The organism is Isoalcanivorax pacificus W11-5, assembly GCF_000299335.2.
In the GTDB taxonomy this organism is placed as follows: Bacteria; Pseudomonadota; Gammaproteobacteria; order Pseudomonadales; family Alcanivoracaceae; genus Isoalcanivorax; species Isoalcanivorax pacificus.
In genome coordinates this window covers 2,626,952-2,649,869 of the sequence record NZ_CP004387.1, presented here as the reverse complement: position 1 = coordinate 2,649,869, position 22,918 = coordinate 2,626,952, and the positions used below count along the sequence as shown (strand labels likewise).

Annotated in this window: 21 protein-coding genes and 1 tRNA gene; 10 read left to right on the top strand and 12 right to left on the bottom strand. The window is 65.1% G+C overall.

Annotated features, from left to right (window positions below):
* The first annotated feature begins 16 nt into the window (after window positions 1-16).
* On the top strand, window positions 17-976 hold the full coding sequence (locus S7S_RS11750; RefSeq protein ID WP_008736937.1) for a methyltransferase: 960 nt from the start codon (window positions 17-19) through the stop codon (window positions 974-976).
* Between the two features lie 3 nt (window positions 977-979).
* On the opposite strand, the gene S7S_RS11745 is transcribed toward S7S_RS11750, so the two are convergent.
* On the bottom strand, window positions 980-1,972 hold the full coding sequence (locus S7S_RS11745; RefSeq protein ID WP_008736939.1) for an SDR family oxidoreductase: 993 nt from the start codon (window positions 1,970-1,972) through the stop codon (window positions 980-982).
* Between the two features lie 238 nt (window positions 1,973-2,210).
* Between S7S_RS11745 and S7S_RS11740 the strand changes: the two genes are divergently transcribed.
* Window positions 2,211-2,693, top strand: coding sequence for an FKBP-type peptidyl-prolyl cis-trans isomerase (locus S7S_RS11740; RefSeq protein WP_008736941.1), 483 nt, complete (start codon window positions 2,211-2,213; stop codon window positions 2,691-2,693).
* 56 nt (window positions 2,694-2,749) lie between these two features.
* Window positions 2,750-2,823 (top strand) — tRNA-Gly (locus S7S_RS11735).
* Window positions 2,824-2,871: 48 nt separating this feature from the next.
* On the opposite strand, the gene S7S_RS11730 is transcribed toward S7S_RS11735, so the two are convergent.
* Window positions 2,872-4,098 carry an MFS transporter gene (locus S7S_RS11730; RefSeq protein WP_008736945.1) on the bottom strand — a complete coding sequence of 409 codons (1,227 nt, stop codon included), beginning with the start codon at window positions 4,096-4,098 and terminating at the stop codon, window positions 2,872-2,874.
* Between the two features lie 98 nt (window positions 4,099-4,196).
* On the opposite strand from S7S_RS11730, the gene S7S_RS11725 reads away from it, so the two are divergent.
* From S7S_RS11725 to S7S_RS11710, 4 genes are all read left to right on the top strand, one after another.
* A complete protein-coding gene (locus tag S7S_RS11725) occupies window positions 4,197-5,126 on the top strand; it encodes a LysR family transcriptional regulator (RefSeq protein ID WP_008736947.1) in 930 nt (309 codons plus the stop codon).
* Between the two features lie 70 nt (window positions 5,127-5,196).
* Window positions 5,197-6,018 (top strand): MipA/OmpV family protein, encoded by an 822-nt coding sequence (locus S7S_RS11720; RefSeq protein WP_008736951.1) that lies wholly within the window; start codon window positions 5,197-5,199, stop codon window positions 6,016-6,018.
* Window positions 6,018-6,704 (top strand): response regulator transcription factor, encoded by a 687-nt coding sequence (locus tag S7S_RS11715; RefSeq protein WP_008736953.1) that lies wholly within the window; start codon window positions 6,018-6,020, stop codon window positions 6,702-6,704. Before S7S_RS11720 ends, S7S_RS11715 begins: the two co-directional genes overlap by 1 nt.
* Complete coding sequence (locus tag S7S_RS11710; protein ID WP_008736956.1) at window positions 6,691-8,058, top strand: sensor histidine kinase; 1,368 nt, start codon at window positions 6,691-6,693, stop codon at window positions 8,056-8,058. The genes S7S_RS11715 and S7S_RS11710 overlap by 14 nt, the downstream gene beginning before the upstream one ends.
* 92 nt (window positions 8,059-8,150) lie before the next feature.
* Here the strand turns inward: S7S_RS11710 and S7S_RS11705 are convergent, their stop codons facing one another.
* From S7S_RS11705 to S7S_RS11680, 6 genes are all read right to left on the bottom strand, one after another.
* Window positions 8,151-10,454, bottom strand: coding sequence for a hybrid sensor histidine kinase/response regulator (locus S7S_RS11705; protein ID WP_008736957.1), 2,304 nt, complete (start codon window positions 10,452-10,454; stop codon window positions 8,151-8,153).
* A gap of 237 nt (window positions 10,455-10,691) precedes the next feature.
* Window positions 10,692-12,176, bottom strand: a complete 1,485-nt coding sequence (locus S7S_RS11700) for a DUF3336 domain-containing protein (protein WP_008736959.1) — start codon at window positions 12,174-12,176, stop codon at window positions 10,692-10,694.
* 148 nt (window positions 12,177-12,324) lie between these two features.
* Window positions 12,325-13,359: a M14 family metallopeptidase gene (locus tag S7S_RS11695; protein WP_052269327.1), complete on the bottom strand. Its 1,035-nt coding sequence runs from the start codon at window positions 13,357-13,359 to the stop codon at window positions 12,325-12,327.
* The gene (locus S7S_RS11690) at window positions 13,356-14,813 is read right to left on the bottom strand and encodes a glutamate-cysteine ligase family protein (RefSeq protein WP_041025988.1); all 1,458 of its coding nucleotides are present in this window, start codon (window positions 14,811-14,813) and stop codon (window positions 13,356-13,358) included. Before S7S_RS11690 ends, S7S_RS11695 begins: the two co-directional genes overlap by 4 nt.
* A 24-nt stretch (window positions 14,814-14,837) precedes the next feature.
* Window positions 14,838-15,860: an AraC family transcriptional regulator gene (locus S7S_RS11685; protein WP_008736963.1), complete on the bottom strand. Its 1,023-nt coding sequence runs from the start codon at window positions 15,858-15,860 to the stop codon at window positions 14,838-14,840.
* A gap of 2 nt (window positions 15,861-15,862) precedes the next feature.
* Window positions 15,863-16,567 carry an SIMPL domain-containing protein gene (locus S7S_RS11680; protein ID WP_008736965.1) on the bottom strand — a complete coding sequence of 235 codons (705 nt, stop codon included), beginning with the start codon at window positions 16,565-16,567 and terminating at the stop codon, window positions 15,863-15,865.
* 159 nt (window positions 16,568-16,726) lie between these two features.
* On the opposite strand from S7S_RS11680, the gene apbC reads away from it, so the two are divergent.
* Window positions 16,727-17,830, top strand: coding sequence for an iron-sulfur cluster carrier protein ApbC (apbC, locus tag S7S_RS11675; protein ID WP_008736968.1), 1,104 nt, complete (start codon window positions 16,727-16,729; stop codon window positions 17,828-17,830).
* Between the two features lie 97 nt (window positions 17,831-17,927).
* On the top strand, window positions 17,928-18,497 hold the full coding sequence (gene dcd / locus S7S_RS11670) for a dCTP deaminase (RefSeq protein WP_008736969.1): 570 nt from the start codon (window positions 17,928-17,930) through the stop codon (window positions 18,495-18,497).
* A 35-nt stretch (window positions 18,498-18,532) separates the two neighbouring features.
* On the opposite strand, the gene S7S_RS11665 is transcribed toward dcd, so the two are convergent.
* Genes S7S_RS11665 through purM form a run of 4 tightly spaced genes read right to left on the bottom strand, consistent with a single transcriptional unit; the run spans window position 18,533 to window position 21,705 of the window.
* Complete coding sequence (locus tag S7S_RS11665; protein WP_238582895.1) at window positions 18,533-19,297, bottom strand: DUF3108 domain-containing protein; 765 nt, start codon at window positions 19,295-19,297, stop codon at window positions 18,533-18,535.
* Window positions 19,298-19,332: 35 nt separating this feature from the next.
* A complete protein-coding gene (locus S7S_RS11660; protein WP_008736973.1) occupies window positions 19,333-20,043 on the bottom strand; it encodes a DUF3108 domain-containing protein in 711 nt (236 codons plus the stop codon).
* The gene (gene purN / locus S7S_RS11655; RefSeq protein ID WP_008736975.1) at window positions 19,964-20,671 is read right to left on the bottom strand and encodes a phosphoribosylglycinamide formyltransferase; all 708 of its coding nucleotides are present in this window, start codon (window positions 20,669-20,671) and stop codon (window positions 19,964-19,966) included. Before purN ends, S7S_RS11660 begins: the two co-directional genes overlap by 80 nt.
* Entirely contained in the window at window positions 20,668-21,705 is a 1,038-nt protein-coding gene (purM, locus tag S7S_RS11650; RefSeq protein WP_008736977.1) for a phosphoribosylformylglycinamidine cyclo-ligase, read from the bottom strand. The genes purN and purM overlap by 4 nt, the downstream gene beginning before the upstream one ends.
* Window positions 21,706-21,839: 134 nt before the next feature.
* Between purM and S7S_RS11645 the strand changes: the two genes are divergently transcribed.
* Window positions 21,840-22,916, top strand: a complete 1,077-nt coding sequence (locus tag S7S_RS11645; protein WP_008736979.1) for a DUF2066 domain-containing protein — start codon at window positions 21,840-21,842, stop codon at window positions 22,914-22,916.
* Window positions 22,917-22,918: the final 2 nt, after the last annotated feature.

The following is a 22,918-nucleotide window of genomic DNA, read 5'->3' as shown; positions in this document are numbered from 1 at the left end:
CTTGTGGATGCATTGAATGGAAAATACCACCCGCCTGCTGGATCGACAGTCTGCGCTGCTGGCATCGCGCCGTGTGCTGATCGCGGATGGCGACGATGCCGCGCTGACGCAATTGCCGTCGGCATCGATGACGTTGCACAGCGACCTGGCCAGTGTGCCGGCGGATCAACTGCAAGCGCTGCCGGACGTTCCCGCCGGCACAGATCTGCTGGTGATCATTCTGCCGAAAGCGCGTGAACGGCTGGAGCTGCTGCTGGCGGCACTGGCCGGTGGCCTCGACGCGCCGATGGAATGCTGGCTGGTCGGGCCGGGCAAGGGCGGCATCCGCGGTGCGCTGAAACAGTTCGCGGCGGTGGCCGGGGAGCCGGTACTGCTGGACAGCGCGCGGCACTGCAAGCTGTACCAGGGCTGGTTGGCGCCGGCACCGTTTTCACTGGCGCGGTTTGCGCGCCAGTGGCCGGTGCAGGGTCTTCTGGTGACGTCTTATCCCGGTGTGTTCAGCCATGGTCGTCTGGACGATGGCACGGCGCTGCTGCTGGAAGAGCTGGCAGACAGGCCGGTCCAGGGTGCGGTGCTGGATGTCGGTTGCGGCGCCGGTGTACTCAGCGCGGCGCTGGCGCAGCACGGCGCACGGGTGACGGCGGTGGACGTGAGCGCCACCGCCGTGCAGGCAACACAGCAGACGCTGGCGGACAATGGCCTGAGCGCGCAGGTCAGCGTCAGTGATCTGTATCGGCAGGTGCGTGGTCGCTTCAATGCCATCTGCACCAACCCGCCGTTTCACGACGGGCTGGCGCGCACGACTGACACCACCCGGCAATTGATCCGTGGCGCACGCGACCACCTGCAACCCGGCGGTGAGCTGGTGCTGGTGGCGAATCAGGGGCTGGAATACGGCGACTGGCTGGCGGAGAGCTTCCGCGACGTGTCGGTGGCGCGGGAGAACCGGCGGTTCCGGGTCTGGCGCTGTCGTTGAAGGTCAGGCGGCCTGCAACATGCCTTCTGCACGCATCCACTGGATGCATTCTTCCAGCATGGTGCGCAGGGGCACCGCTGCGTTGAAACCCAGCTCACGTTGCGCGCGCTCACTGCTGGCGATCACGCGATTGGTGACCAGCGCCACTTTTTCCGGTGTCAGCCGGGGTTCCTCGCCGCTGAACACCGACAGCAACGGGTAGACCCGGCCGGCCACGCGCAGCACGGCTTTCGGTACCGCACGACGCGGCGCCTTGCGGTGCAGCAGGTCGCTGATGGTGCGCGCCAGCTCCAGGAAGCTGGCATCAACACCGGAGAGAATATAATTCGCGCCGGTGCGGCCCTTTTCCACCGCAGCGATATGCGCTTTCGCCACTTCCGTGACGTGACAGAAACTGCCTGCACCTGGTGGGACACCGGGCAACTGGCCCGCGTCGATCAGTGCAATCAGCTGTGACCAGTTATGCGTGTCGCCGGCGCCGATAATCCCGCACGGGTTCAGGATGACGGCATCCAGCCCATGGCGCAGGCCGTCGCGGACTTCCTGTTCACCGAGGTATTTGGTGCGGTTGTAGTTGATCCAGTCATGTTCCGCATTGGAGGGCGTGCTCTCGTCAATCGGCTGCTGCTGGATGCCGTAGGCGGAAATCGATGAGGTATGGATCAGGCGTTGCGCACCGCGCTGCCGTGCCGCGTGGACCACCGCGCGGGTGCCGAGCACATTGTCACGGTATTGCTGCGCGTTCAGCTTGCGCCACATGGCGGTGTTGCCGGCAACATGAAACACCGCGTCCGGGGCGTCAGGCATTACCTCGGCGAGCTGGCCGGCTTCATGCAACTGTGCGGCCACCGGCCTTGCGCCCAGGCTCAGCAGATGTTCCCGGTTGCCGCCAGGGCGGTGCAGCGCGGTCACGGTCCAGCCCTGCTCGATCAGCAGGCGCACGATGTGCCCGCCGAGGAAACCGGAACCGCCAGTGATAAATGCCTGCTTGCCCATGAGTGCTCTCCGTACCAGACCGCCGAGAATACCCAACCGGTGTGAAAACAAAAAGTAAGCTGTGTGCCAATCCGCGCTGTTAGCTGCCTCACGGCGCGGCCCGCCGTTAACAGGAAATGAACAGAACGCCAACGGAAGCGTACCCGCCGTTGTGTCGGGGTGCGGGGTGCACTACTGGACAGCCGTCGGGCCAGCCCAAATAATGGCGCCCCCGTAAAAACCAGAATGAGTACGCACCATGCAGATCGAAAACGGCAAGGTTGTCAGCTTCCACTACCAGCTCTTCGGTGAGGATGGCTCTTTGATTGAAAAGACCGAAGACCAGCCGACTCTGTACCTGCACGGTGCCAGCAACATGATCAGTGGCGTGGAACAGGCCCTGGCCGGCCGGGCTGCCGGCGAGCACTTCGAGATCACCCTCAGCCCGGAGCAGGCCTACGGCGAGCGCAAGGAAGAGATGACCCAGCGCGTCTCCGCCAAATACCTGCGCCATGCCGGCAAACTGCGCCCGGGCATGCAGGTGCCGGTACAAACCGACGAAGGCCAGCGCTGGGTCACGGTGCTGAAAGTCGGCCTGAAGACCGTGGATGTGGACGCCAATCATCCCCTGGCAGGCCGCACGCTGCGGTTTGTGATCGACGTAGTCGACGTGCGTGATGCGACACAGGAAGAGATCAGCCATGGCCACGCCCACGGGCCGGGCGGGCATCATCACCACTGATGGCGAAAAAATAGCAGTTCCCCGGCGGGCGCTGCTCTGGTAAAAAGCAACCCTTCGCGGGTGTAGTTCAATGGTAGAACGGCAGCTTCCCAAGCTGCATACGTGGGTTCGATTCCCATCACCCGCTCCAATATCAAAAACGCCACGCAATCGCGTGGCGTTTTTTTATGGGCGCACGTCAGGCATCGTTCAGTGCTGTCATAACGTTGTCCTTGCGGGGCATCAGCCGGATCAGCAGCGCCGTCACCGCGCTGGTGGTGGTCAGTACGGCGATACCTGTCCATCCCCATTGCGCCAGCACCTGGCTGCCCAATGCCGCGCCGAGGGTCATGCCGGTGAACATGCCGGTCAGCAGTATCGCGTTGAGGCGGCTGCGGGCGTCCGGGTCGAGGCCGTAGATCAGTGTCTGGTGCGCGATCAGGGCAGCCTGGATGCCGAGGTCGAAACCGATGGCGCAGGCGGCAATCAATGCCAGTTGCCCGGCGGCGGGCAGTGTATGGCCCAGGCTGAGGGCTGCGAATGAGACGGCAGCCAGCAGGGCGCCAAGCCGGACTACCACTTCCGGGCCGCGGCGGTCCGCCAGGCGGCCGGCCAGCGGCGCGGCCAGGGCGCCGACCGCGCCGGCCAGACCGAACGCACCGGCGATGGCGCTGCCCAGATGCAGGGTGTCGTGCAGCATCACCGCCAGTGTGGACCAGAAAGCGCTGAACCCGACCGACAGCAGCCCCTGGGACCATGCTGCCCGGCGCATGCCGGGGTGACGGCGCCAGAGTGTGGCCAGGGAACGGAGCAGGGCGCCGTAACCGAGCCGGGTGGTGGGCGTGATGCGTGGCAGACCGAACCAGCAGGCCACGGCGAGCAGCGCCATGGCCGCCGCCGAGGCCAGGTACATGCTGCGCCAGCCAGCCTGCTCGGCCACCAGCCCGCTGACCACCCGCGACAGCAGGATGCCCAGCAGCAGGCCGGTCATCACGGTGCCAACCACTTTGCCGCGCTGGCGGGCGGGCGCCAGGGTTGCTGCGGTGGGCACGATGTCCTGCGCCAGTGTTGCGGACAGGCCGATGGCCAGGCTGGTCAGCAGCAACAGGTTCAGGTTGGGGGCCAGGCCACTGACCAGCAGTGCCAGTGCCAGGATCAGACTCTTGGCGAGGATGATGTGGCGGCGGTCGTAGCGATCACCGAGGGGGGCCAGCAGCAGGATGCCTGCGGCGTAGCCGAACTGGGTCAGTGTCGGCACGAAGCCGATGGCGCGGTCGCTGACGTGCAGGTCGGTGGCCAGAACGCCGAGCATCGGCTGGCTGTAATAGAGCGCTGCCACTCCCAGGCCGGCGCCCGTGGCCAGCAGCAGGACCAGGGCGCGTGGCAGGGAGGGAGTTTCTTCATGCGTTTTGTGAATGCTGTTCATGCGGATATTTCCGGTGTGTTGCGTGATATTCGGCATTATCCGTGCCTCTGACGGCATGGGTAGTGGGCCTGCACGCAGAGTTGTTATACGCTGCACGCATGAATCAGGACCTCTTCGGGGGCAGTGACCGGCTGGCGCTGATGCAGACCTTTGTCCGCATCGTCGAGGCCGGCAGCCTGTCCGCCGCCGCCGATCAGCTGGGCACCACACAGCCTACCGTCAGCCGCCGCCTGCAGGCGCTGGAGCGGGCGCTGGGCCTGCGCCTGCTGCAACGCTCCACCCATGAAATGACGCTGACCGCCGATGGCGAGCGCTGTCTCGGCCATGCCCGTGCCCTGCTCGCCACCTGGGCCGGGCTGGAGGAGGACATGCAGGAAGCGCAGGTCACCCCGCAGGGCACCTTGCGGGTGCTGGTGCCGCACGCCTTCGGGCAGGATCAACTGGTCGGGCCTCTGGTGGCGTTGCTGCAGCGTTATCCGGGGCTGTCGGTGGAGTGGCTGCTTCAGGATCGCTGGCCGGATTTCGCGAGTGAGAATCTTGATTGCGCGGTGCATGTGGGGCAGGTGAGCGATCCCGGTGTCGTGGCGCGGCATGTGGCGGAGGTGCCACGCATCGTCGTCGCGGCACCGGGGGTGGCGGCGCAGCTGCCGGCATCGGCGGAGGTCGAGGCATTGCGTACGCTGCCCTGGCTGGCACTGCGCACCTATTATCGGGACGAGGTTGTGCTCACGGGGCGGGACGGTGCGCACTGCCGGTTTGCGGTTCGCCCGCGCATGAGCACCGACAGCCTGCACGCATTGCGCAATGCGGCGCTTGCCGGGTTGGGAGCGGCCATCATGTCGGCCTGGCTGGTACGTGATGACCTGGCGACGGGCAGGCTGGTGCAGTTGATGCCGGCCTGGCAGGCGCCGTCGTTGCCGGTCTATCTGGTCTATCCGCAGGCGCGGTTCTATCCTGCCCGGTTGCGGCTGTTTCTGCAGGCGATGCGCGCGGCGATGCCGGATGTGGCGGGGATGCTGGCGCGCTGACAGGGGTAAGGACTCAGTAAGGCCGGTAGGTCGACAGTGAGGCTCAACCTGGGCTGTTCTGGAAATCGTTATGCAAGCGCTGCGCTGTGATGCTTCGGGCCACGTCGTGTTTCGCCTGGCCTGCTGGATGATAGGTGTTGCCGGACTCTGTAGTGCGCTGCTGGCCAGTGCATCGGAATCGCCGGACGGGCGGCCGCCGTCGTCGCACTGGGGGCTCGGTGCCGGTGTGTCGAATCAGCAGAAGCCTTATGCCGGCATTGAACGTGATACCACGGCGGTGCCAGTGATTCAGTTCGAGAACCGCCATATACGATGGCTGGGGCCGCTGCTGGAAGTGAAAACGCCGGGGCTGGCGCTCAGTGACAGCCAGCGGCTCGACTTGAGCCTTGTCGCTGTTTACGACGTGGGCGGGGGGTATGAAGAGGACGATGCCCGGATACTGCGTGGCATGGACGACCGCAAGAGTGGCCTGTGGGCCGGTGCCAGTGCGGTATGGCGTACCGGGCTGGTGGATGTCAGCGCCCGCTGGATCGCGGACCTGTCCGGATACAGCGACGGGCAGCGTGTCAGTGTCGGCCTTGAGAAGGCGTGGCGGCTGGGTGCCCGGCTGAGGCTGGCGCCGCGCATGGGCCTGGTGTGGCACGACGACAAATTCGTGGATTACTATTTTGGTGTTCGCGCGAATGAGGCGCGGGCGGACCGGCCGCTGTATGAGGGTGAGGCCGGTATCGATACCTACCTGGGGGTGCAGGCGCTGTACCGGCTTGGCCGCCAGCACACATTGCTGCTGGACCTGTCGGCGACACGGCTTGCGCCGGAAATCGAGGACAGCCCGCTGGTGGATCGCTCAACGGAGAATCGCGTGCTGCTCGGTTACGTCTACCGTTTCTGATGAATCGTATCCTGCTGGTCGAGGACCATGAACGGCTGGCCCGCCTGATGTGCAAGGGGCTGGCCGGGGCAGGCATTGCCGCGGATGCGCTCGGGCGGATCGACATGGCCTGGGCTGCGCTGCAACAGATCCCCTATCAGGCGCTGGTGCTGGATCGTGGCCTGCCGGATGGTGACGGGCTGACGCTGCTCAAGCGCTTGCGGGGTGCCGGGCTTGGCGTGCCCTGCATTGTGCTGACGGCACGTGATGCCCTGCACGATCGGGTCGAGGGCCTGGAGGCCGGTGCCGATGATTACCTGCCCAAGCCGTTTGCCATGGACGAGCTGGTGGCCCGTGTCCGGGCGCTGTTGCGTCGGCCGGTGATGCGCCGGTCGCTTGATCCGGAATACGGTGATCTGGTGCTGCATCCGGAGTCGAGTGTGATCTGTTGCGGGGATGAGTGCGCGACACTTGCACCAGCGGAAATGCAGATCATGCTGGTGCTGGTCCGGCGCCAGGGGGAAGTGGCCCGTCGCACGGTGCTGGAAACGGCGGGCTGGGGCATGAATGAAGCGGTGACACCCAATGCACTGGACGTGGCGCTGCATCGCATTCGCCGCAAGCTCAGGGTGATCGGGTCGTGCCAGCAGATCGTCAATGTGAGGCGTATCGGTTATGCGCTGCGTGATGGCGATGTGGCTGAATAGCCTTGGCCTGAAAGTGCTGCTGGCCTTTGTGGTCGGTGTCGCATTGAGCATCGTGTTGCTGCTGATGACCTCGGCGCTGGTGGTGGACTGGCGCAGCGATATCCTGTCCGGCTATGAGACCATGGAACGCACCAAAGAACTGGCCAGAAAGCTGGTGTTTGATCATCACGGCAGGCCGGTCGGATTGCGCCGGGAAGTGGATGAAGTCAGTTGGGTGTTTGACAGCCTGAAGCAGGAAACGGCCTACCGCGTGCTGGATGCCGACGGGCAGGTGGTGCTGACGTCGGCGGAGCCTGACCTGTTCCTGTCCTCGCCGGAAGCGACGCTCAGCCGGACGCGGGGCCGCTTTGATTTTGAGCGTGACGGAGTGCTGATGCACGGGGCGACGGAACCGGTCGAGCACGACGGCCAGGTGTGGTTTTTCCAGTTCGCCACCAGTGTGCGTCTGCTGGATATCATTCAGCGCGGGTTTGCGGTGCCATTCATGTCCACCGGTATTACCGTGTTCAGCCTGGTGCTGTTTTTTGTGTTTGGCGCCTGCGCCTACGTGACGCTGACCTACACGCTCAAGCCCCTGCGACGGCTCTCTGCCGGCGCGGCAGCGATTTCCCCACGCTCATTGCACGCCCGCTTGCAGCTTCATGCCGTGCCGACGGAAATTGCACCGCTGGTGGAGAGCTTCAACCGTGTGCTGGACCGGCTGGAACAGGGTTACCGCACGCAGCAGGCGTTTCTTGCGTCGGCGGCACACGAACTGAAGACGCCGCTTGCACTGATCCGCGCGCAGATCGAGTTGATGGAAGGCGGGGAGGATCGCCGTGCCCTGTTGAATGATGTGCAGCATATGACGCGCCAGGTGCAGCAACTGTTGCAGCTGGCCGAAACCAGTGAGCGGTACAACTATCACTTCACCGAGGTGGATGTGGCGGAAGTGGCCCGGGAAGCGGTGGCGTATCTTCAGCGCATGGCCGATAGCGGGGCGGTGTCGCTGCAGGCACCGGGACACAGCGTCAGTGTGCCCTGGCTTGCCGATCGCAGTGCGCTGTTCACGCTGCTGAAAAACCTGCTGGAGAATGCAATCCAGCATGCACCGCCGGGCACCTCGGTCATGGTGGCGGTCGGTGCCAACGCCTTGGCGGTGCGTGACCAGGGGCCGGGTGTGAGTGAGGTGGACCGCGCGCGGATGTTCACGCGATTCTGGCGCAGCGCCGCACGTCGTGATCATGGGGCGGGGCTGGGGCTGGCGATTTGCCAGGAAATTGCACAGGCCCACGGCTGGACATTGTCCGTGCACCCGGCCGAGCCGGGTCTGCTGCTGCAGGTACGTCGGGGAGACGCGGCGTCGATGCTTTGAGCGGGTGTCGGGACCGGTTTTCCCGAGGTGCTTCTTTGGCGCAGGCCCGCAGAGGGGGCGCCGAAAATCTATCGCTGGCCTGCCGGCGACGATCAGTCCTCCTGGCGTTGCTCGAACGACACCAGTTGCAGTGTCTTTTCCAGCCCGAGTTCTGCCAGCAGTTTGCGCACGGCGTCCTTGCGTACCGGTTTGCTCAGGAAATGCGACATGCCGGCATCGCGCATGCGCTGCCGTTGAGGCTCCATGACATGCGCGGTCAGCGCTACCACGGGGACCGGCGGCAGCGCGGCCTGTTCCTCGATGGCGCGGATTTCGGCGGTGGCGATATAGCCGTCCATCACCGGCATTTCGCAGTCCATCAGCACCAGGTCGAAGGCGCCGCCTGCGGCGCGGTAGGCCGCCACCGCTTCTTCACCATTGCGGCAGATCACCGGGCGGATGCGCAGGGTGCCGAGGATCGCCTCGATCACGTCGCGGTTGACGTCGTTGTCCTCGGCAATCAATACGTTCAGGTGATCAAAGCGGCTGTGTTCGCGCACCCGGATGCCGCCGGGCGTGGCGCCCTGCAACTGGCTGTCGAGCAGGGCGGCCAGAGCGGTGGCGGTCACCGGCTTGGTCAGCGTGAGGAACTCCGGTTCGCGGCGATCCAGCGGCACCAGCACACACACGCGCTCGCGCCAGCGATCGAGCGTGGCACGTTGCTCGGCACTGAGCTTGTCCAGCACCGGCGCATCGATAAGGATGTGCCGGTAGCGCTCCGCCATGGCGAGATGTGATGGGCAGCCGGCACTGCCGGCCTGCACGTTCATGTGGCGCAGCATGCCCAGCAGCGCCTGTTGCAGGGGTTGCAGCGTTGACAGCACCAGCACGTGGCCGTCGGTGGGCGGGCGGCTGTGAGATACCTGTTCTGCATTGATTTCCAGTGGCACGGTGAAACTGAAACAGGAGCCATGACCCGCGCGGCTGTGTGCAATGATGGTGCCCTGCATTGCCTGTACCAGCCGTTTGCACAGTGCCAGGCCGAGACCGGTGCCGCCAAACCGGCGGCTGGTGCTGTGGTCTGCCTGGGTAAAGGGCTGGAAGATAGTGTCCAGATGCTGCTCGGCGATGCCGATACCGGAATCCTCGACATCGAAGCGCACACGGCTCAGTTCCGGGTCTTCCTGCACCCGTATCAGGACATGGCCGGCGGGTGTGAACTTCAGCGCGTTGTTGATCAGGTTCAGCAGCACCTGGCGGATGCGGGTCGGGTCGCCACGCACGTGCCGCATGGCCTGCAGACGCAGATCAAGCACCAGTTCCAGTGCCTGCTGCCGGGCGATGCCGGAGAAGGCACTGACGGCGTCTTCCACCAGCACCTGCAGGTCCATCGGGATGTGCTCCAGCAGCAGTTGCTCGGCTTCGATACGTGAATAATCCAGCACATCGTTGAGGATGGTGAGCAGGTTTTCGCTGGAATGCTGCATCAGTTGCAGGTAGTGCCGCTGGCGTTCGTCCAGGTCGGTGCCGGCCAGCAGATCCAGAATGCCGATCACGCCGTTCATCGGCGTGCGGATCTCGTGGCTCATGGTGGCGAGGAATTCGCTTTTTGCCTGGTTGGCACTTTCTGCGCGCACCCGCTGCTCCTGTTGTTGCAGCCGTTCCTGCCGGGCCTCCACCAGTGCCTGCTCGGTGATCTCACGCTCGCGGATATCCAGTTGCAGGCTGTCGCGCATGTGGTTGATGGCGTCGGTGATGTCCTGCAATTCGTCGCGCTCGGCATGGCGCCGCTCCAGCACCAGTGGCCGGTGCAGGGTATCCAGGTTCAGCTCGCGCGCGTAGCCGGCAATGTGGCGCAGGTGCCGGGTGAGCAGGAAGCGTACCAGGGCGATGATCACCAGGGCGATGACCAGGGTTTTCAGTATCTGGAACAGTGCGATGAACGCGGCGTGCTCGGCCACCTGCTGATACAGCGACGCGCGGCTGAGCCAGATGTTCAGTGTGCCAATCGCCTGGGCACTGCCGTCGTTGCGTCGGTACACCAGGGCATAGCGTTGCCGGGCGGCATCGCCGTCGGCGGGCACCACGCCCTGCGCGACGGTGCGTTCGCTGCCATTCCAGTCCTGCCAGGTGACGTTGACGGCCGCGATTTCCGGCACGCGCAACAGGGCATCAAGCTGTACCTGCAATTGCGACTCGTCGAAGTTCCAGAGCGCACGGGTGATGGCGGGGACTGCGGACAGTTCGACCTGTTCCAGGTTGCGTTCCATGCGGGACACGCCGATGGAAAATTCCCGGATAAGCAGTAACAGCACCGCGATCAGGGTAATCACGGAACTGATCAGCAGAATCGCACCCATCAGCCGGAAGGCCAGCGGGTTGTCTCTGCGGTAGTGTGTGATCCGGTCGAACATCATGCCCACCCTCGGGTGGACGGTCGCCGGTGCAGCAACGACATCATGCCCTCGTTTCCCTGTCTGACGCCGCCGGCGACGGTGCGCGGCGGCGATGAGGGCGGATACAACCTGGCTCCGCCAGTCGCATAAATCCCTTTTTCGTGCTGGTACCCGGGTACCTTGCCACCGGTCGCTGCGACGGCGCTCCGGTGGCACACGGCTAACCGCGATACTAGGCTCTGAAAGACGTCATTGCCATCACTGCGCCGACAACCGGTTGCCCTGTTCGCTGACCAGGCGCAGCCGTTGCAGTTTCTCCGCCTCGAGCTTGTCCAGCCGCTGTATGCAGGTGTGGAACGTGCGGCTGATGCTGGTGGAGTTGCGCACCATGTCCATGCTTGGCCAGGTGGTGCGCTCGCCGGTGCGGATGTAATTGCGCACGTCGTCCACGGTCGGATTGGCCAGGACTTTCAGCAGGCTGAGCGGCTGGCGGGGTGGAATCAGATTGATGTCCCCGACATAGTTCTGGCTGAGCACGGACTTGGCCTTGTCCAGCATCAGGCCGAGGTCGTTGGAATGGACACGGCTTTGCGCAAGCTCCACACCGTAGCGCAGGTTCATGGCGACATTGCGCACCAGCCAGTCGGTCAGCACCGGCAGCGTGCGCGAGCGGTCGCTGGCGCGGGGCAGGAACGGCACGATATGCGGATTGGTCTGGCTGACGATGGAATGGTTGACGCCATACAGGCGCGCCAGCCGGCGGATCGGCAGGTCGTCCTTGATGGAACCGTCAACAAACTTGCGCCCGGGAATATACGGGACTTTTTCGCCTTCGAGATTTTTCGCCCACAGGTTCACCGGCGGGTAGATGCCGGGGATCGCACAGGACGCCAGGGTTGCCTTGCGGATCAGCACGTTCGGTGAGGTGCGCCAGTTCAGCAGCCGGGCATGCTGGTGGCGGTCGTACGGGCTGACCGTGATGTTGATTTCGCGGCCGGTTTTCCGATACGCCTCTTCGAACGTCAGGTCCGGAATGTTTTCTTCCAGGCAGGCTTCCAGGTGGTCGCCGTCCAGCACCGGCGTGCCGCGCAGGATGCCGGTCCAGCCGATATAGCGGAAGGCTTCGAGGTAGAGGTTTTCCGGTTGCAGCTTGCACTGCATTTCGCTGTCGTCATGGGAGCCGACCACGGACGCGATGATCGAGCCGGCGCTGGAGCCGGAGATCACTGACGGCAGCAGGCCCTGTTCCCACAGCGCCTTGCAGACACCGATATGAAACAGCCCCAGTGCTGCGCCGCCGGAGAGCATCAGGCAACTCTGGCCGAAGGCCTGGCCGGTGGTTTCGAAGAAATCCAGTTTGTCCTTGAACGGAAACTCCTCGAACTCGTTGTCGCAGAGGTAATTCAGCGCCGTGCTGACTTCGGCCAGGTAGTGCTCGATCAGGCGCTTGGTGCCGACGCGGGAAAAACGGTACAGCATCGGGTTGGAAATATTGCCCAGGTTGCCGTGCAACCCTTCGTGCAGGTGAAACACCAGTTTGTTGACGTCGCCGCGCTCGCGGGCCTGGCGGATCTGCGCCAGCCGGTTGCGGATCAGTTCGTAGTCGTAATAGGGCGAGCGGTCGATCTCTTTCCAGTCTTCGGCGCCGGAGAGACGGTCATGTTCTTCGCTGGCCTCGCGCCAGGTGGCGTAGTCGCTGGCGTGGGCAATGGCCTGTTCGAGCTGCCGCAGGGCTCGCTTCATGAATGATCTCCCAGTCTGCCACCGGGTGGGCCCGGCGGCCTGTTGTTCTGCTTGTTGTCGCTGTGACAGTCGTGCAATGACAGGCACGACGATATGCCAGCACTTTGCCACATCCGGGGCAGCGGTGTGCGGCTTGATTGTCGGACAGTCAGGGAAGTTTGTCTTGCCCCGGGGCAACGTAAAAGAGGCAGTCGCTGGCCGCGATGTCGGCCCGCCCGGTGGCCATGAACAGTCGCAGTGGCACGCGCGGCGTCAGCGCGTTGTCGCGGATGGCGAACAGCTCGTTGAGCACGGGGCGGCCGCGATGATCGCGGGCGCTCAGGCGGATTTCGCGGGTGTCACGCAGCCACGCCAGCACATCGCCGGGTTGGCTGACATGAAAGTTGCGGGCCTGGATGTCGTGGCTCAGGGTCACGTCGGCGCCGCTGTCGGTGTCGAAGCTCAGGCTGGCGCCCGGCGTCAGTTCCACCCGCACCGGGTTGCGGAAGACGCGCAGGGTGTCGGTAGCCGGTTGTGCCGCGAACAGCTCGGGGCGGCCGCCGAAGCGCCGCAGCACATCGCCGGCCAGCGAATGTGCGCCGGGATCATCGGCGCCGCCGCATTCCACGGTCAGGGTCGGGAACAGGGTTTCGGCGCAGTCCATCAGTGCGCCCAGGCGCAGGTCGGTGACAATCATGTGGTCGCAGAACATGCCGGCCAGTGTGCGATGACGATGGTCGTCCAGTGCGGCCACGGCAAACGCCGGGCTGCGGCCGGAGGTGTTGTGCAGGTCAACGACGGCTTCCGGCCCCAGCGCCACCAGCTCGGCCAGGATCGCCTGTGCGAGCCGTCCCGGTGCATCGTGCCAGGGGGCACGGAAGCAGCGGTTCAGGTCGCGCTGGCCGGGCAGGTGGCGGTGGCTGTAGCGCGGCGGCGTGCGTGCCGCCTCGACGCTGGCGAGGATGATCACCAGATCGGTGGCCAGGCCGTGTTCCACCGCCGCGCGGCCGTCGCGCAGCCACTGGTGGGTGGCGATCAGGCCGGACGGTTCATTGCCGTGCAGCAATGTGACCAGCACCCGCACCCGGGTCGGGTCGGCACCGTGCAGGTGAATCAGGCTGGGGCCGGGCAGGGTGGCGAGCCAGTCTTCCGGCCGGGGTGGCAGGGGCATCACAAACGGGTTGATGTGATGCAGCGGGGTCATGCCGGTAGCGCCCATTCGTGCACGGGCCGGCCGCCGGCCTGATGACGGTGGTAATCCTTCAGCAGGGCCTGTGTGCCGTGCAACGTGTTGCCGTAGTGCTGCAGGCCGCGCCGCAACCAGCGGCTGCCGGTCTGGCCGCTGGCCAGCCGCGCCTGGATCAACGCGCACTGCCGGTCTGCCTCGGCGGCGTCGACACCGAGCGCCGTCAGGCCTTCGCGGGCGGCGGGCAGCAACTCGCGGACGATATCCGGCAGGGCGCGGTCGAACAGTTCCACCTGGGTGGCGCAGGGCCAGACCAGCCGTGCTTCCAGGCCGGCGCGGGCGGCTTCGACAAAATTGTACTCGCCATAGCGGAACGGCAATGCGGTGATCAGGTGGTCGATACGCTGCCGCAGGGTGTTGGCGGCGCCGATCAGGAACGCCGTGCTGGCGGCCATGTCGGCGCCGGTGGGGCCCGCCGGCAGGGCGCGCATTTCAATGCGCAGATGGCTGCCATCGGCAGGATCGAACACCGGCCGGTTCCACAGCCACACGGTGCCCATGTGCTGGCGCAGTTCGGTCAGGGCGGCCGGATCATCGTTGCTGCAATCGGGCAGGATCGGGGGATATAGCGCCACCGCCGAGGCGAACAGTTCCCAGGCGCTGTCCCGTACCCAGCCCTCGCCGAACGCCACCCGTGCCGGTGCGCGCCAGCGTTGTGCCTGCTGGCCACGGCTGTCGATGGATTGCCGGAACAGGGCGATGCGGGTTTCTTCCCACAGGTGCTTGCCGAACAGCAGCGGGCTGTTGCCGGACAGGCCCACGGCCAGCGGGGTGACAAGCTGGATGGCGTTATACCAGCCGGCAAACTCGTGTGCCGGCACGCGCAGGTGACATTGCCAGGAGGTATTGGCGCCTTCCAGCGTGACGTCCTCGTTGCGGCACTCCAGCGTGTCCTGTGCGCCTTCGATGTGGATATGAAACGGTTCGCCGCGAATGCGGCGCAGCCCGGAGGACAACGCCTGATATCGCGGCTCGTCTGTCATGCAGTCGTGGAAATCGGCGGCTGTCAGTGTCGGCAGAATACCGATGGCCAGGACATGGCCCGGTGTATCCAACTGGCCGGCCAGCTGGTTGAGCCGCGCCAGTTGCTGTTGCACGGCCCGGGCGTAATGGCTGAACGGTGCGCCGGCAATGGCCTGTGGCGCCAGGTTGTATTCCAGGTTGAAGCGGTTGAGTTCCAGTTGCAGCAGCGGGTCGCCGGCAGCGTCGAGCAGGGCCCGGTTGGCATGCAGCGGGGTGAAGGCGGTATCGGTGATATACAGTTCCAGTTCTGCCCCGAGGGTCACCGGGCCGTGGTCGAGGCGACCGCTGCGCAACTGGCTGTGCAGCAGTGGCAATTGTTCGCGCAGGCGGTGGCTGAACCGCAGGTAATCTTCATCGCTGTAATGGCCGGTGCAGGTCTTGGTGCCCATTCGCTGCTCCGTGTCAGTGGCCGGTCAGGGTTTTTCCCGGCTGCGGTAGTCACCGGGGGTAATGCCGTTGTGGCGTTTGAAGCTGCGCTGGAATGAGCGGATGTCGGAATAGCCGAGCCGTTCGGCGATGCTGGCCTGGGGCAGGTCGCTGTCACGCAGGTATTGCAGCGCCAGCTGCTGGCGCAATTCGTCCAGCACCTGCTGCCAGGTGGTGCCTTCTTCGCGCAGCCGGCGGTGCAGGGTGCGCATGTTGATGCCCAGCTCGCAGGCGATCTGTTCCTTGCGTGGTAGCCGCTCGCCGAGGCTGGCACGGATCTGTTCGCGGACCTTGTGCGCCAGTGACGTATCAATGCCCAGCTGCTGGAGCTTGCTGGCGGCGTGCGCTTCCAGTGTCGACAGCAGGTGCGGGTCGGGATGGCGCAGGCGCACGTCCAGCACGCGCGGGTCGGCGCGCAGGGCGGAGCAGGGCTGGTTGAAGCGTACTTCGCAGCCGAACACTTTTTCGTAGGCCGCCACGGCGCTGCTGTCGTGCACATCGTGTTCGAACAGCACCAGTTCCGGCGTCAGTGCATCGTTGTTGGCCAGCCAGCGGCTGTAGCGGACCCAGGAGCCGAACACGTTCTCGATCAGATGCCGGCGGACCGGCTGGCGCGTGTGGCGGCAACACCAGCGCACTTCCACCAGTTGTCCGGCGGGCATGACTTCCGTGGTGCCCATGTCGCCGACCAGTTTCTCGTACAGCGCCACTTTCGACAGCGCTTCGTTGAGGGTGGTGGCGTTCATGGCGATATAGCCCATCACACTGTAGGAACCGGGCTGGACGAATTGCGAGGTATGCAGGCCGAACAGGGGGTCCCCGGAAATGGCGATCAGGCGTTCCAGCAGGATTTCAAAGCGTTCGCCGGGGACGCGGCTGTCGGGTTGTCGTGCGGTGGCTTCATCCAGGCCGGCATCGGCCAGGGCGGGGGAGATATCCAGCCCGGCAGCACGGGCGCTGACCAGATACTGGTCAAGCGCCGCGCCGGAAATGCTGCCCAGGCTGGTCATCGTCAGTCGAGCGTAAAGCGGACCTGGACCTGCTGGCGCACGGTCATTTCACCGGCGGCATAGGCGCTGCTTTCGCGTTTGGCGGCCATGTCCATGGCCATCATCATCGGCTGCGGCATGCTGCCGCCCTGTTCCTGCACCAGAATCACCTGGCCCAGCTTGCGGCCGGCAGCGTCAGCCAGTATCTGGGCCTTGCGGCGGGCGTCTTCCACTGCTTTACGCAGTGCTTCTTCTTCCAGTGCAACCGGGTCGGCCAGCTCGGCACCGGCCTGATTCAGTTCGGTGAAGCCGATCTCGGTCAGTGCTTCCAGCAGCGCGGCGTAGTCGTCGATACCGTCAACGGCGAAGTCGATGTCGCGGGCAACGCGATGACCGATCAGTTTGCGCTCCGGTTGCCATTGCCATTCCGGCTGGATGGTGATGCCGGTGGCGCTGACCTGGTTGTCAGGAATGTTCAGCTCGCCCGCCAGTTTGATGGCGGCACCGATCTCGGCGTCGACTTCCTGTTTCATGGCGTTGATATCGTCGCCGGTGCGGCTGGAGACAGCGCGTACACGGAACCGGTCCGGGGTGGCCTTCACTTCGCCGGTACCGGACACATCCAGGGTGTCACGCGGGGCCGGGTGGGTGCCTGCGCCACAGGCGGTCAGGCCGCCGGCCAACAGGGTCAACAGAAAGAAAGTGCCGGTGATGCGGCGGATAGCCATAATCAGGTCCTCGCAGGCTGGTCGTTGCATTGTGCAGAAAGTAGTCGCAAATGTCTCCGGGGCCGCTGCCTTGGCGGTGGCGGACGCGCTGCTTATCATGGCGCACCACGCCACCGGTCATTGCAGCCGGTGTGCCGCTTGAATCTTGCAGGAGGTGTCATGGTTGCCCCGGATCACGCTATCAGACAGGCACTGGCCACAGTAGTGCCCGATGCGCTGGGCTGTGACCTGATCAGTGCGCATGTTTTACAGTCGCTGACGATTGACGACGACGCGGTGTCGTTGGCACTGCGTTTCGGGTATCCCTGCGACACCCGGCTGCCACTGTACCGCCGTCAGGTCGAGCAGGCGCTGGCGCCGGTGCTGGGCGGTCGCGCGCTGCACCTGACGCTGGACTGGCAGGTGCAACACCACCGCGCACAGCAGCAGATGGCGGCATTGCCGAACGTGCGCAACGTGATCGCCGTGGCGTCCGGCAAGGGCGGAGTGGGCAAGTCCACCACGGCCGTGAACCTGGCGCTGGCGCTGGCCGCCGAGGGCGCACGCGTCGGCATGCTGGACGCCGATATCTTCGGCCCCAGCCTGCCGTTGATGCTGGGCCTGCCGGAGGGTACCCGGCCTGGTGTGCAGGAGCAGAAGTATTTCCTTGCGCCGCAGGCGCATGGCATTGAGGTGATGTCGATCGGCTTTCTGGTCGATGCGACAACGCCAGTGGTCTGGCGTGGCCCCAAGGCCAGTGGTGCGTTGCAGCAACTGGTGACGCAGACGCTCTGGCGTGATCTCGATTATTTGATCGTCGACCTGCCACCGGGCACCGGCGACATCCAGCTGACGCTGGCCCAGCGGGTGCCGGTGTCCGGCAGCGTGGTGGTGACCACGCCGCAGGATGTGGCGCTGCTGGACGCCCGCAAGGGCATCGAGATGTTCCGCAAGGTCGGCATCAGTGTGCTGGGCGTGGTGGAAAACATGGCGGTGCACGTCTGCAGCCAGTGTGGCCATGCCGAGCATGTCTTTGGCGAGGGCGGTGGTGCTGCGCTGGCGGAACAGTACCAGACGACGTTGCTGGGCAGCCTGCCGCTGGCGACACGCATCCGTGCCCAGGCGGATCAGGGTACGCCGCTGGTGGTGGCCCAGCCGGACAGCGCCGAGGCCGCGCTCTATATGGCAGCGGCACGCCGGCTGGCTGGCCGGCTGTCGTTGCAGGCCCGTGGCCAGCAGGCGTTTGCCCGCATGGTGATGACCCACACACCGCAGACGCACTGACACGGCCCGCAGGTGATTTATCCGCCCTCAGGCTCTATGATGCGGCGATTCGCGTGGCGCCGCCGCCTGGCGCTGTTTTGGAACACAGGGGAATGGCATGAGTATCAAATCGGATCGCTGGATTCGCCGCATGGCGGAACAGGAAGGGATGATCGAACCTTTCGCGCCGGAACTGGTGCGCCAGAACGACCAGGGCGGCAAGATCATTTCCTACGGTACGTCCAGCTATGGGTATGACGTGCGCTGCGCGGATGAATTCAAGGTCTTCACCAATATCCATTCCGCCACGGTGGACCCGAAGAACTTCGATGAGAAAAGCTTTGTCGATATCCGGGGTGATTATTGCATCATCCCGCCGAACTCGTTCGCGCTGGCACGTACTGTGGAATACTTCCGCATCCCGCGCAGTGTACTGACCATCTGCCTGGGCAAATCCACTTACGCGCGGTGCGGTATCATCGTCAACGTCACGCCGCTGGAGCCGGAGTGGGAAGGGCATGTGACGCTGGAGTTTTCCAACACCACCACGCTGCCGGCGAAGATCTATGCCAACGAAGGCGTGGCGCAGATGCTGTTCCTGGAATCCGATGAAGTGTGCGAAACCTCGTACCGTGATCGCGGTGGCAAGTACATGGGCCAGCGCGGCGTGACACTGCCGCGCGCCTGATCCCTGCCGGCGGGCGCCGTCGCGCCCGCCCGGATTCAACGGTCCTTCAGATAGTCAAACGGCCCTTCGTAGTCGCTCATGCGCAACTCGCCGAACAGCGCGGCGGATTCGATATGGCGGGCGCGCACCAGCAGGTAATCCAGTTCCGGCGCCAGCCAGAATACCGTGCGGCGCTTGCTGTCCTGGTCGCGGCGTTTCTCGATGCGGATGGTGTCCAGCTTGCCGAGTGGCGTATCCAGCGTTTCGCGGCCGACCACATGGATATAGTGGGTGCGCAGGCGCTTGCCGTAGGCTGTGGTGACCTGATAGTCGGTCTGCTCGTCGTTGATCACGCAGCGTGCCTTGAGCAGCATGGTCAGCTCATCCAGTGTGTCAGACGGGATGTCATAGTCCACGCTTTCCTCGCCATCGTCGTCGCTGCGGGTCGTGGCGCTGACACGTGGCGGGTCCCAGAAGAAATCCATCTGGTAATCGCGCTCACGGCGGAAACCGCGAAATGTGTGCATGTAGTGCATGGTGCGCGGTGCACAGTCGAGCCAGCGGAAAATGCTCAGCTCGGTATTCTTCATCAGCATTGAATCAATGCTTAACTGCATGCGGTAGGTGTCATCTTCACCGGCTTCCAGTGACATGTCCGCCTTGATGGTGGTGGGGATACGGCTGACGTTGATGCGATACTCGACGCGGAACGGTTGCAGGGCGTCGTCGTCCGTGTCCACCGTGTCGGCCGCTGCGGCGACGGGCCACAGGCTGAAGACGCACGCTGTGATCAATCCTCGCAAAAACATCGCTCTGCGCATGGTGTCATCCCGGCTTGCAAGAAAAAGGTGGGCGGTCAGCGACGTTTCAGTTCGAGTTCGTATTCGTCGTCGCCGTTGTCCTGGATCATCCTGACCAGGGTGTAATCGAGCTCCGGCGCAAACCATAGCAGGGTGCGTCGGCCGCTGTCATCGTCGCGCACGCGCTCCAGCTTGACGGCATTGAACCGTCCGGCAGCGGTGCGTACGCGCTCTTCGCCAAGGCGTTGATAGGTCATGGGCTCGCGGCGGCGCTCGCTGGCCACGTCCAGTGTGGTGGCGCCGGATTCGCCGCGTTGCAGCAGGCATTGCAGTGCCAGGGTCTGTGACAGGATGTCGGTGGTGTCCGCATCAATCTCGAATTCGCGGCTGAACTCACCGTTGCGGGTCAGGGTGGCGAGGCCGGTGCGCTGGTCGAGTGTGAGGGTGGCCTGGCGCTCTCTGCCGAGGCCACGGCGGTAATTCCCGTAGTAGAGGCTTTGTGGCAGGCACTCTTCGGTCCAGCTGAAGCGGGTCGTCTCGCGGATCTCCCCGAGCATGTTGCGGGCGCGGATCTGCATTTCCCACTGGCCATCGCCGACCGGTTTCAGTGTGCGCTCGGCGCTGATGGAAAAGGGAACGCCGGAGCCGGAAAAACTGTAGGCAAGGGTAAAAGGCGCGACGCCAGGCTCACTGGCCCGGGCGGCAGGGCTGCTCAGCAGTACTAGCAGCAGTGAGCCGATAACCGGTGTCAGGCAGGACTTGTCCATCGAGTTCCACTCCCTGTTCCGTCAGCGCCAGACGATCCGCGGCGCGCCATGCGATCACCAGCGGGTAGAGCTGATGCTCGGCGGTCTGTACGCGGTTGGACAGGGTTTCGGCGCTATCGTTCGCCAGCACAGGCACGCTGGCCTGGGCAATCACCGGGCCGCCGTCGAGCTCATCGGTGACAAAGTGGATGGAGCAGCCGTGTTCCGTGTCGCCGGCATCCAGGGCGCGCTGGTGCGTGTTCAGCCCGGGGTAGCGCGGCAGCAGGGACGGGTGGATATTGACCAGCCGGCCGGCGTAGTGACGTACGAACAGGCTGCTGAGGATGCGCATGAAGCCGGCCAGCACCAGGGTGTCGGCACCGGCGGCGTCAATGCGCTCCAGCATGGCGGTATCGAAGGCCTCGCGGCTGTCGAAGTCGCGATGGCTGAGTACGGCGGTATCAATGCCGGCCGCGCGGGCACGGTCCAGGCCTGCGGCGTCGGCACGGTTGCTCAGCACCAGGCGGATATCCACCGGCAAGGTGCCGGCGTCCCGGGCGTCGATCAGCGCCTGCAGGTTGGTGCCACTGCCACTGATCAGCACGACCAGCCGGTGCAGTGGCCGGTCGCTCGGGTGGTCAGCGATCATTCGATGATGACGTCCGGTGCGCCATCGTGAGCGACGATGTCGCCGATCAGCCAGGCCTGTTCGCCCGCCGCTTCCAGCAGCGCCAGGGACTGGTCCACAGCGTCTGCCGGCACCACGATCACCAGGCCGACACCGCAGTTGAAGGTGCGGTACATCTCCTGCGTGTCCACCTGGCCCTGTGCCTGCAGCCACTGAAAGACCGGCGGCCATTGCCAGCTGCTGCTGTCGATGCGGGCGCGGGTGCCTTCCGGCAGCACGCGCGGCAGGTTTTCCGGCAGGCCCCCGCCGGTGATATGGGCCAGCGCATGCACCTGGCTTTCGCGGATCAGTTGCAGTACCTGCTTGACATAGATGCGGGTCGGGGCCAGCAAAGCGTCTATCAGCGGCACGCCACCGACGCGGGTATCGGCGTCGTAGTCCGCCTGTTCGAGAATGCGGCGGATCAGGGAGTAGCCGTTGGAATGCGGGCCGGAGGCCCCCACACCGAGCAGTTTGTCACCAGCCTTGACCTTGCTGCCGTCAAGGATTCCGTCGCGCTCCACCACGCCGACGCAGAAGCCGGCCAGGTCATAGTCTTCGCCTTCGTACATGCCCGGCATCTCAGCGGTCTCACCGCCGACCAGCGCGCAGCCGGCCAGCTCGCAGCCGGCGCCGATGCCACTGATGACGCGGGCGGCGGTATCCACATCCAGCTTGCCGGTGGCGTAGTAATCCAGAAACATCAGCGGCTCGGCGCCGCCGACGATCAGATCGTTGACGCACATGGCGACCAGGTCGATGCCGACGGTGTCGTGCCGGTCATGCTGCATGGCCAGGCGCAGCTTGGTGCCCACGCCATCGGTGCCGGCCACCAGCACCGGTTCGCGATAGCCGGCGGGCAACGCGCACAGGGCGCCGAAACCGCCCAGGCCCCCGAGCACTTCAGGCCGGCGGGTGCGCTTGGCCACCGGGCCGATTTTCTTGACCAGGGCATTCCCGGCGTCGATATCCACACCGGCGTCCCGGTAGCTGAGGGGGCGCTTGTTGTCCGTCATGATGAACTCCAGGGAGGCGAGGGCGCACATTCTAGGGCCTGGCCGGTGCGATGTCATCGCCGCGCCGGGGTTCGCGCCCGGTCGGGGAAATATGGATAATGGCGCACGTCCGTCAACCGGCCATGATGAGTCCCATGAGCAGACTTCCGCTGTTGCTGTCCCCGTTCTCCCGCGTTGCCCGCCAGACCTTGCTGCTGATGTTGCTGGTCATGGCCGGTGCTGTCTCCGCGCAGACGCTCAGCGAGGTGACCCTGCCGGTGGCGGACCGCAGCACCGAGGCCCGTGGCGCGACCCTGCGTGCCGGGCTGGAACAGATTCTGGTGCGTCTGACCGGCAGCCGCACCCCGGATACCGTGCCTGGCGCAGCGGCCATGCTCGACGCGCCGGAAAGCTGGGTGGCGCAATACGGCTATGTGGGCAGCAATGACGCGCTGCAACTGCAGGCGCGCTTTGATGTGCAGGCGATCAGTGACCAGCTGGCCCGTAACGGGGCGCCGGTGTGGGGCGCAGCGCGGCCCCCGGTGCTGCTGTGGGTGGTCTCCGACCGGGGTGATATTCACAGCCGGGACAGCGACGCGAACTTCATGCAGGCGCTGCACTCGGGCGCCGAGGCGCGTGGCCTGCCATTGCTGCTGCCGGTGATGGACGACACTGACCGCGCGCGCATCAGCGCCTCCGACATCCGCGGCCGCTTTGACCGTCAGCTGCGCGAAGCCTCCCGCCGCTATGACAGCCCGTTGTCCGCTACGGTGGTGTATTACACCAGCGGCCGGCCCAGCCTGCGCTGGCGTATCGTGCAGGAGGGCAGCACCCTGCGCGAGGGCCAGCTCAACGCCGACAGCGAGGCGGCACTGGCCCGCGACCTGGCCGATACGCTGGCGGACTTCATGGCCGACCTGTACGCCGTGCAGGGCAGCGAGGCCCGTCTGGCGCGGCTGGAGATCGATGGCATCAACAGCCTCGGCGACTGGCAGTCCGTGCGCACGTACATTGCCCGCCAGGCCGGTGTGCGTGATGTGGCACTGGGCCGCCTGGACGGTGAAGTGGCGGAACTGCGCCTGGATTTTGCCGGTGACAGCGCCCAGCTGGAGCGCCTGTTGACCCTCAGTGGTGACCTGCAACGCTGCGCCGCACAACCGGTATCGGGCGAGCTGGCCCCGGCCACGGCCCTGACCGACGGCATCTTGCTGCGGCTGTGCTGGACCCGCTGAGC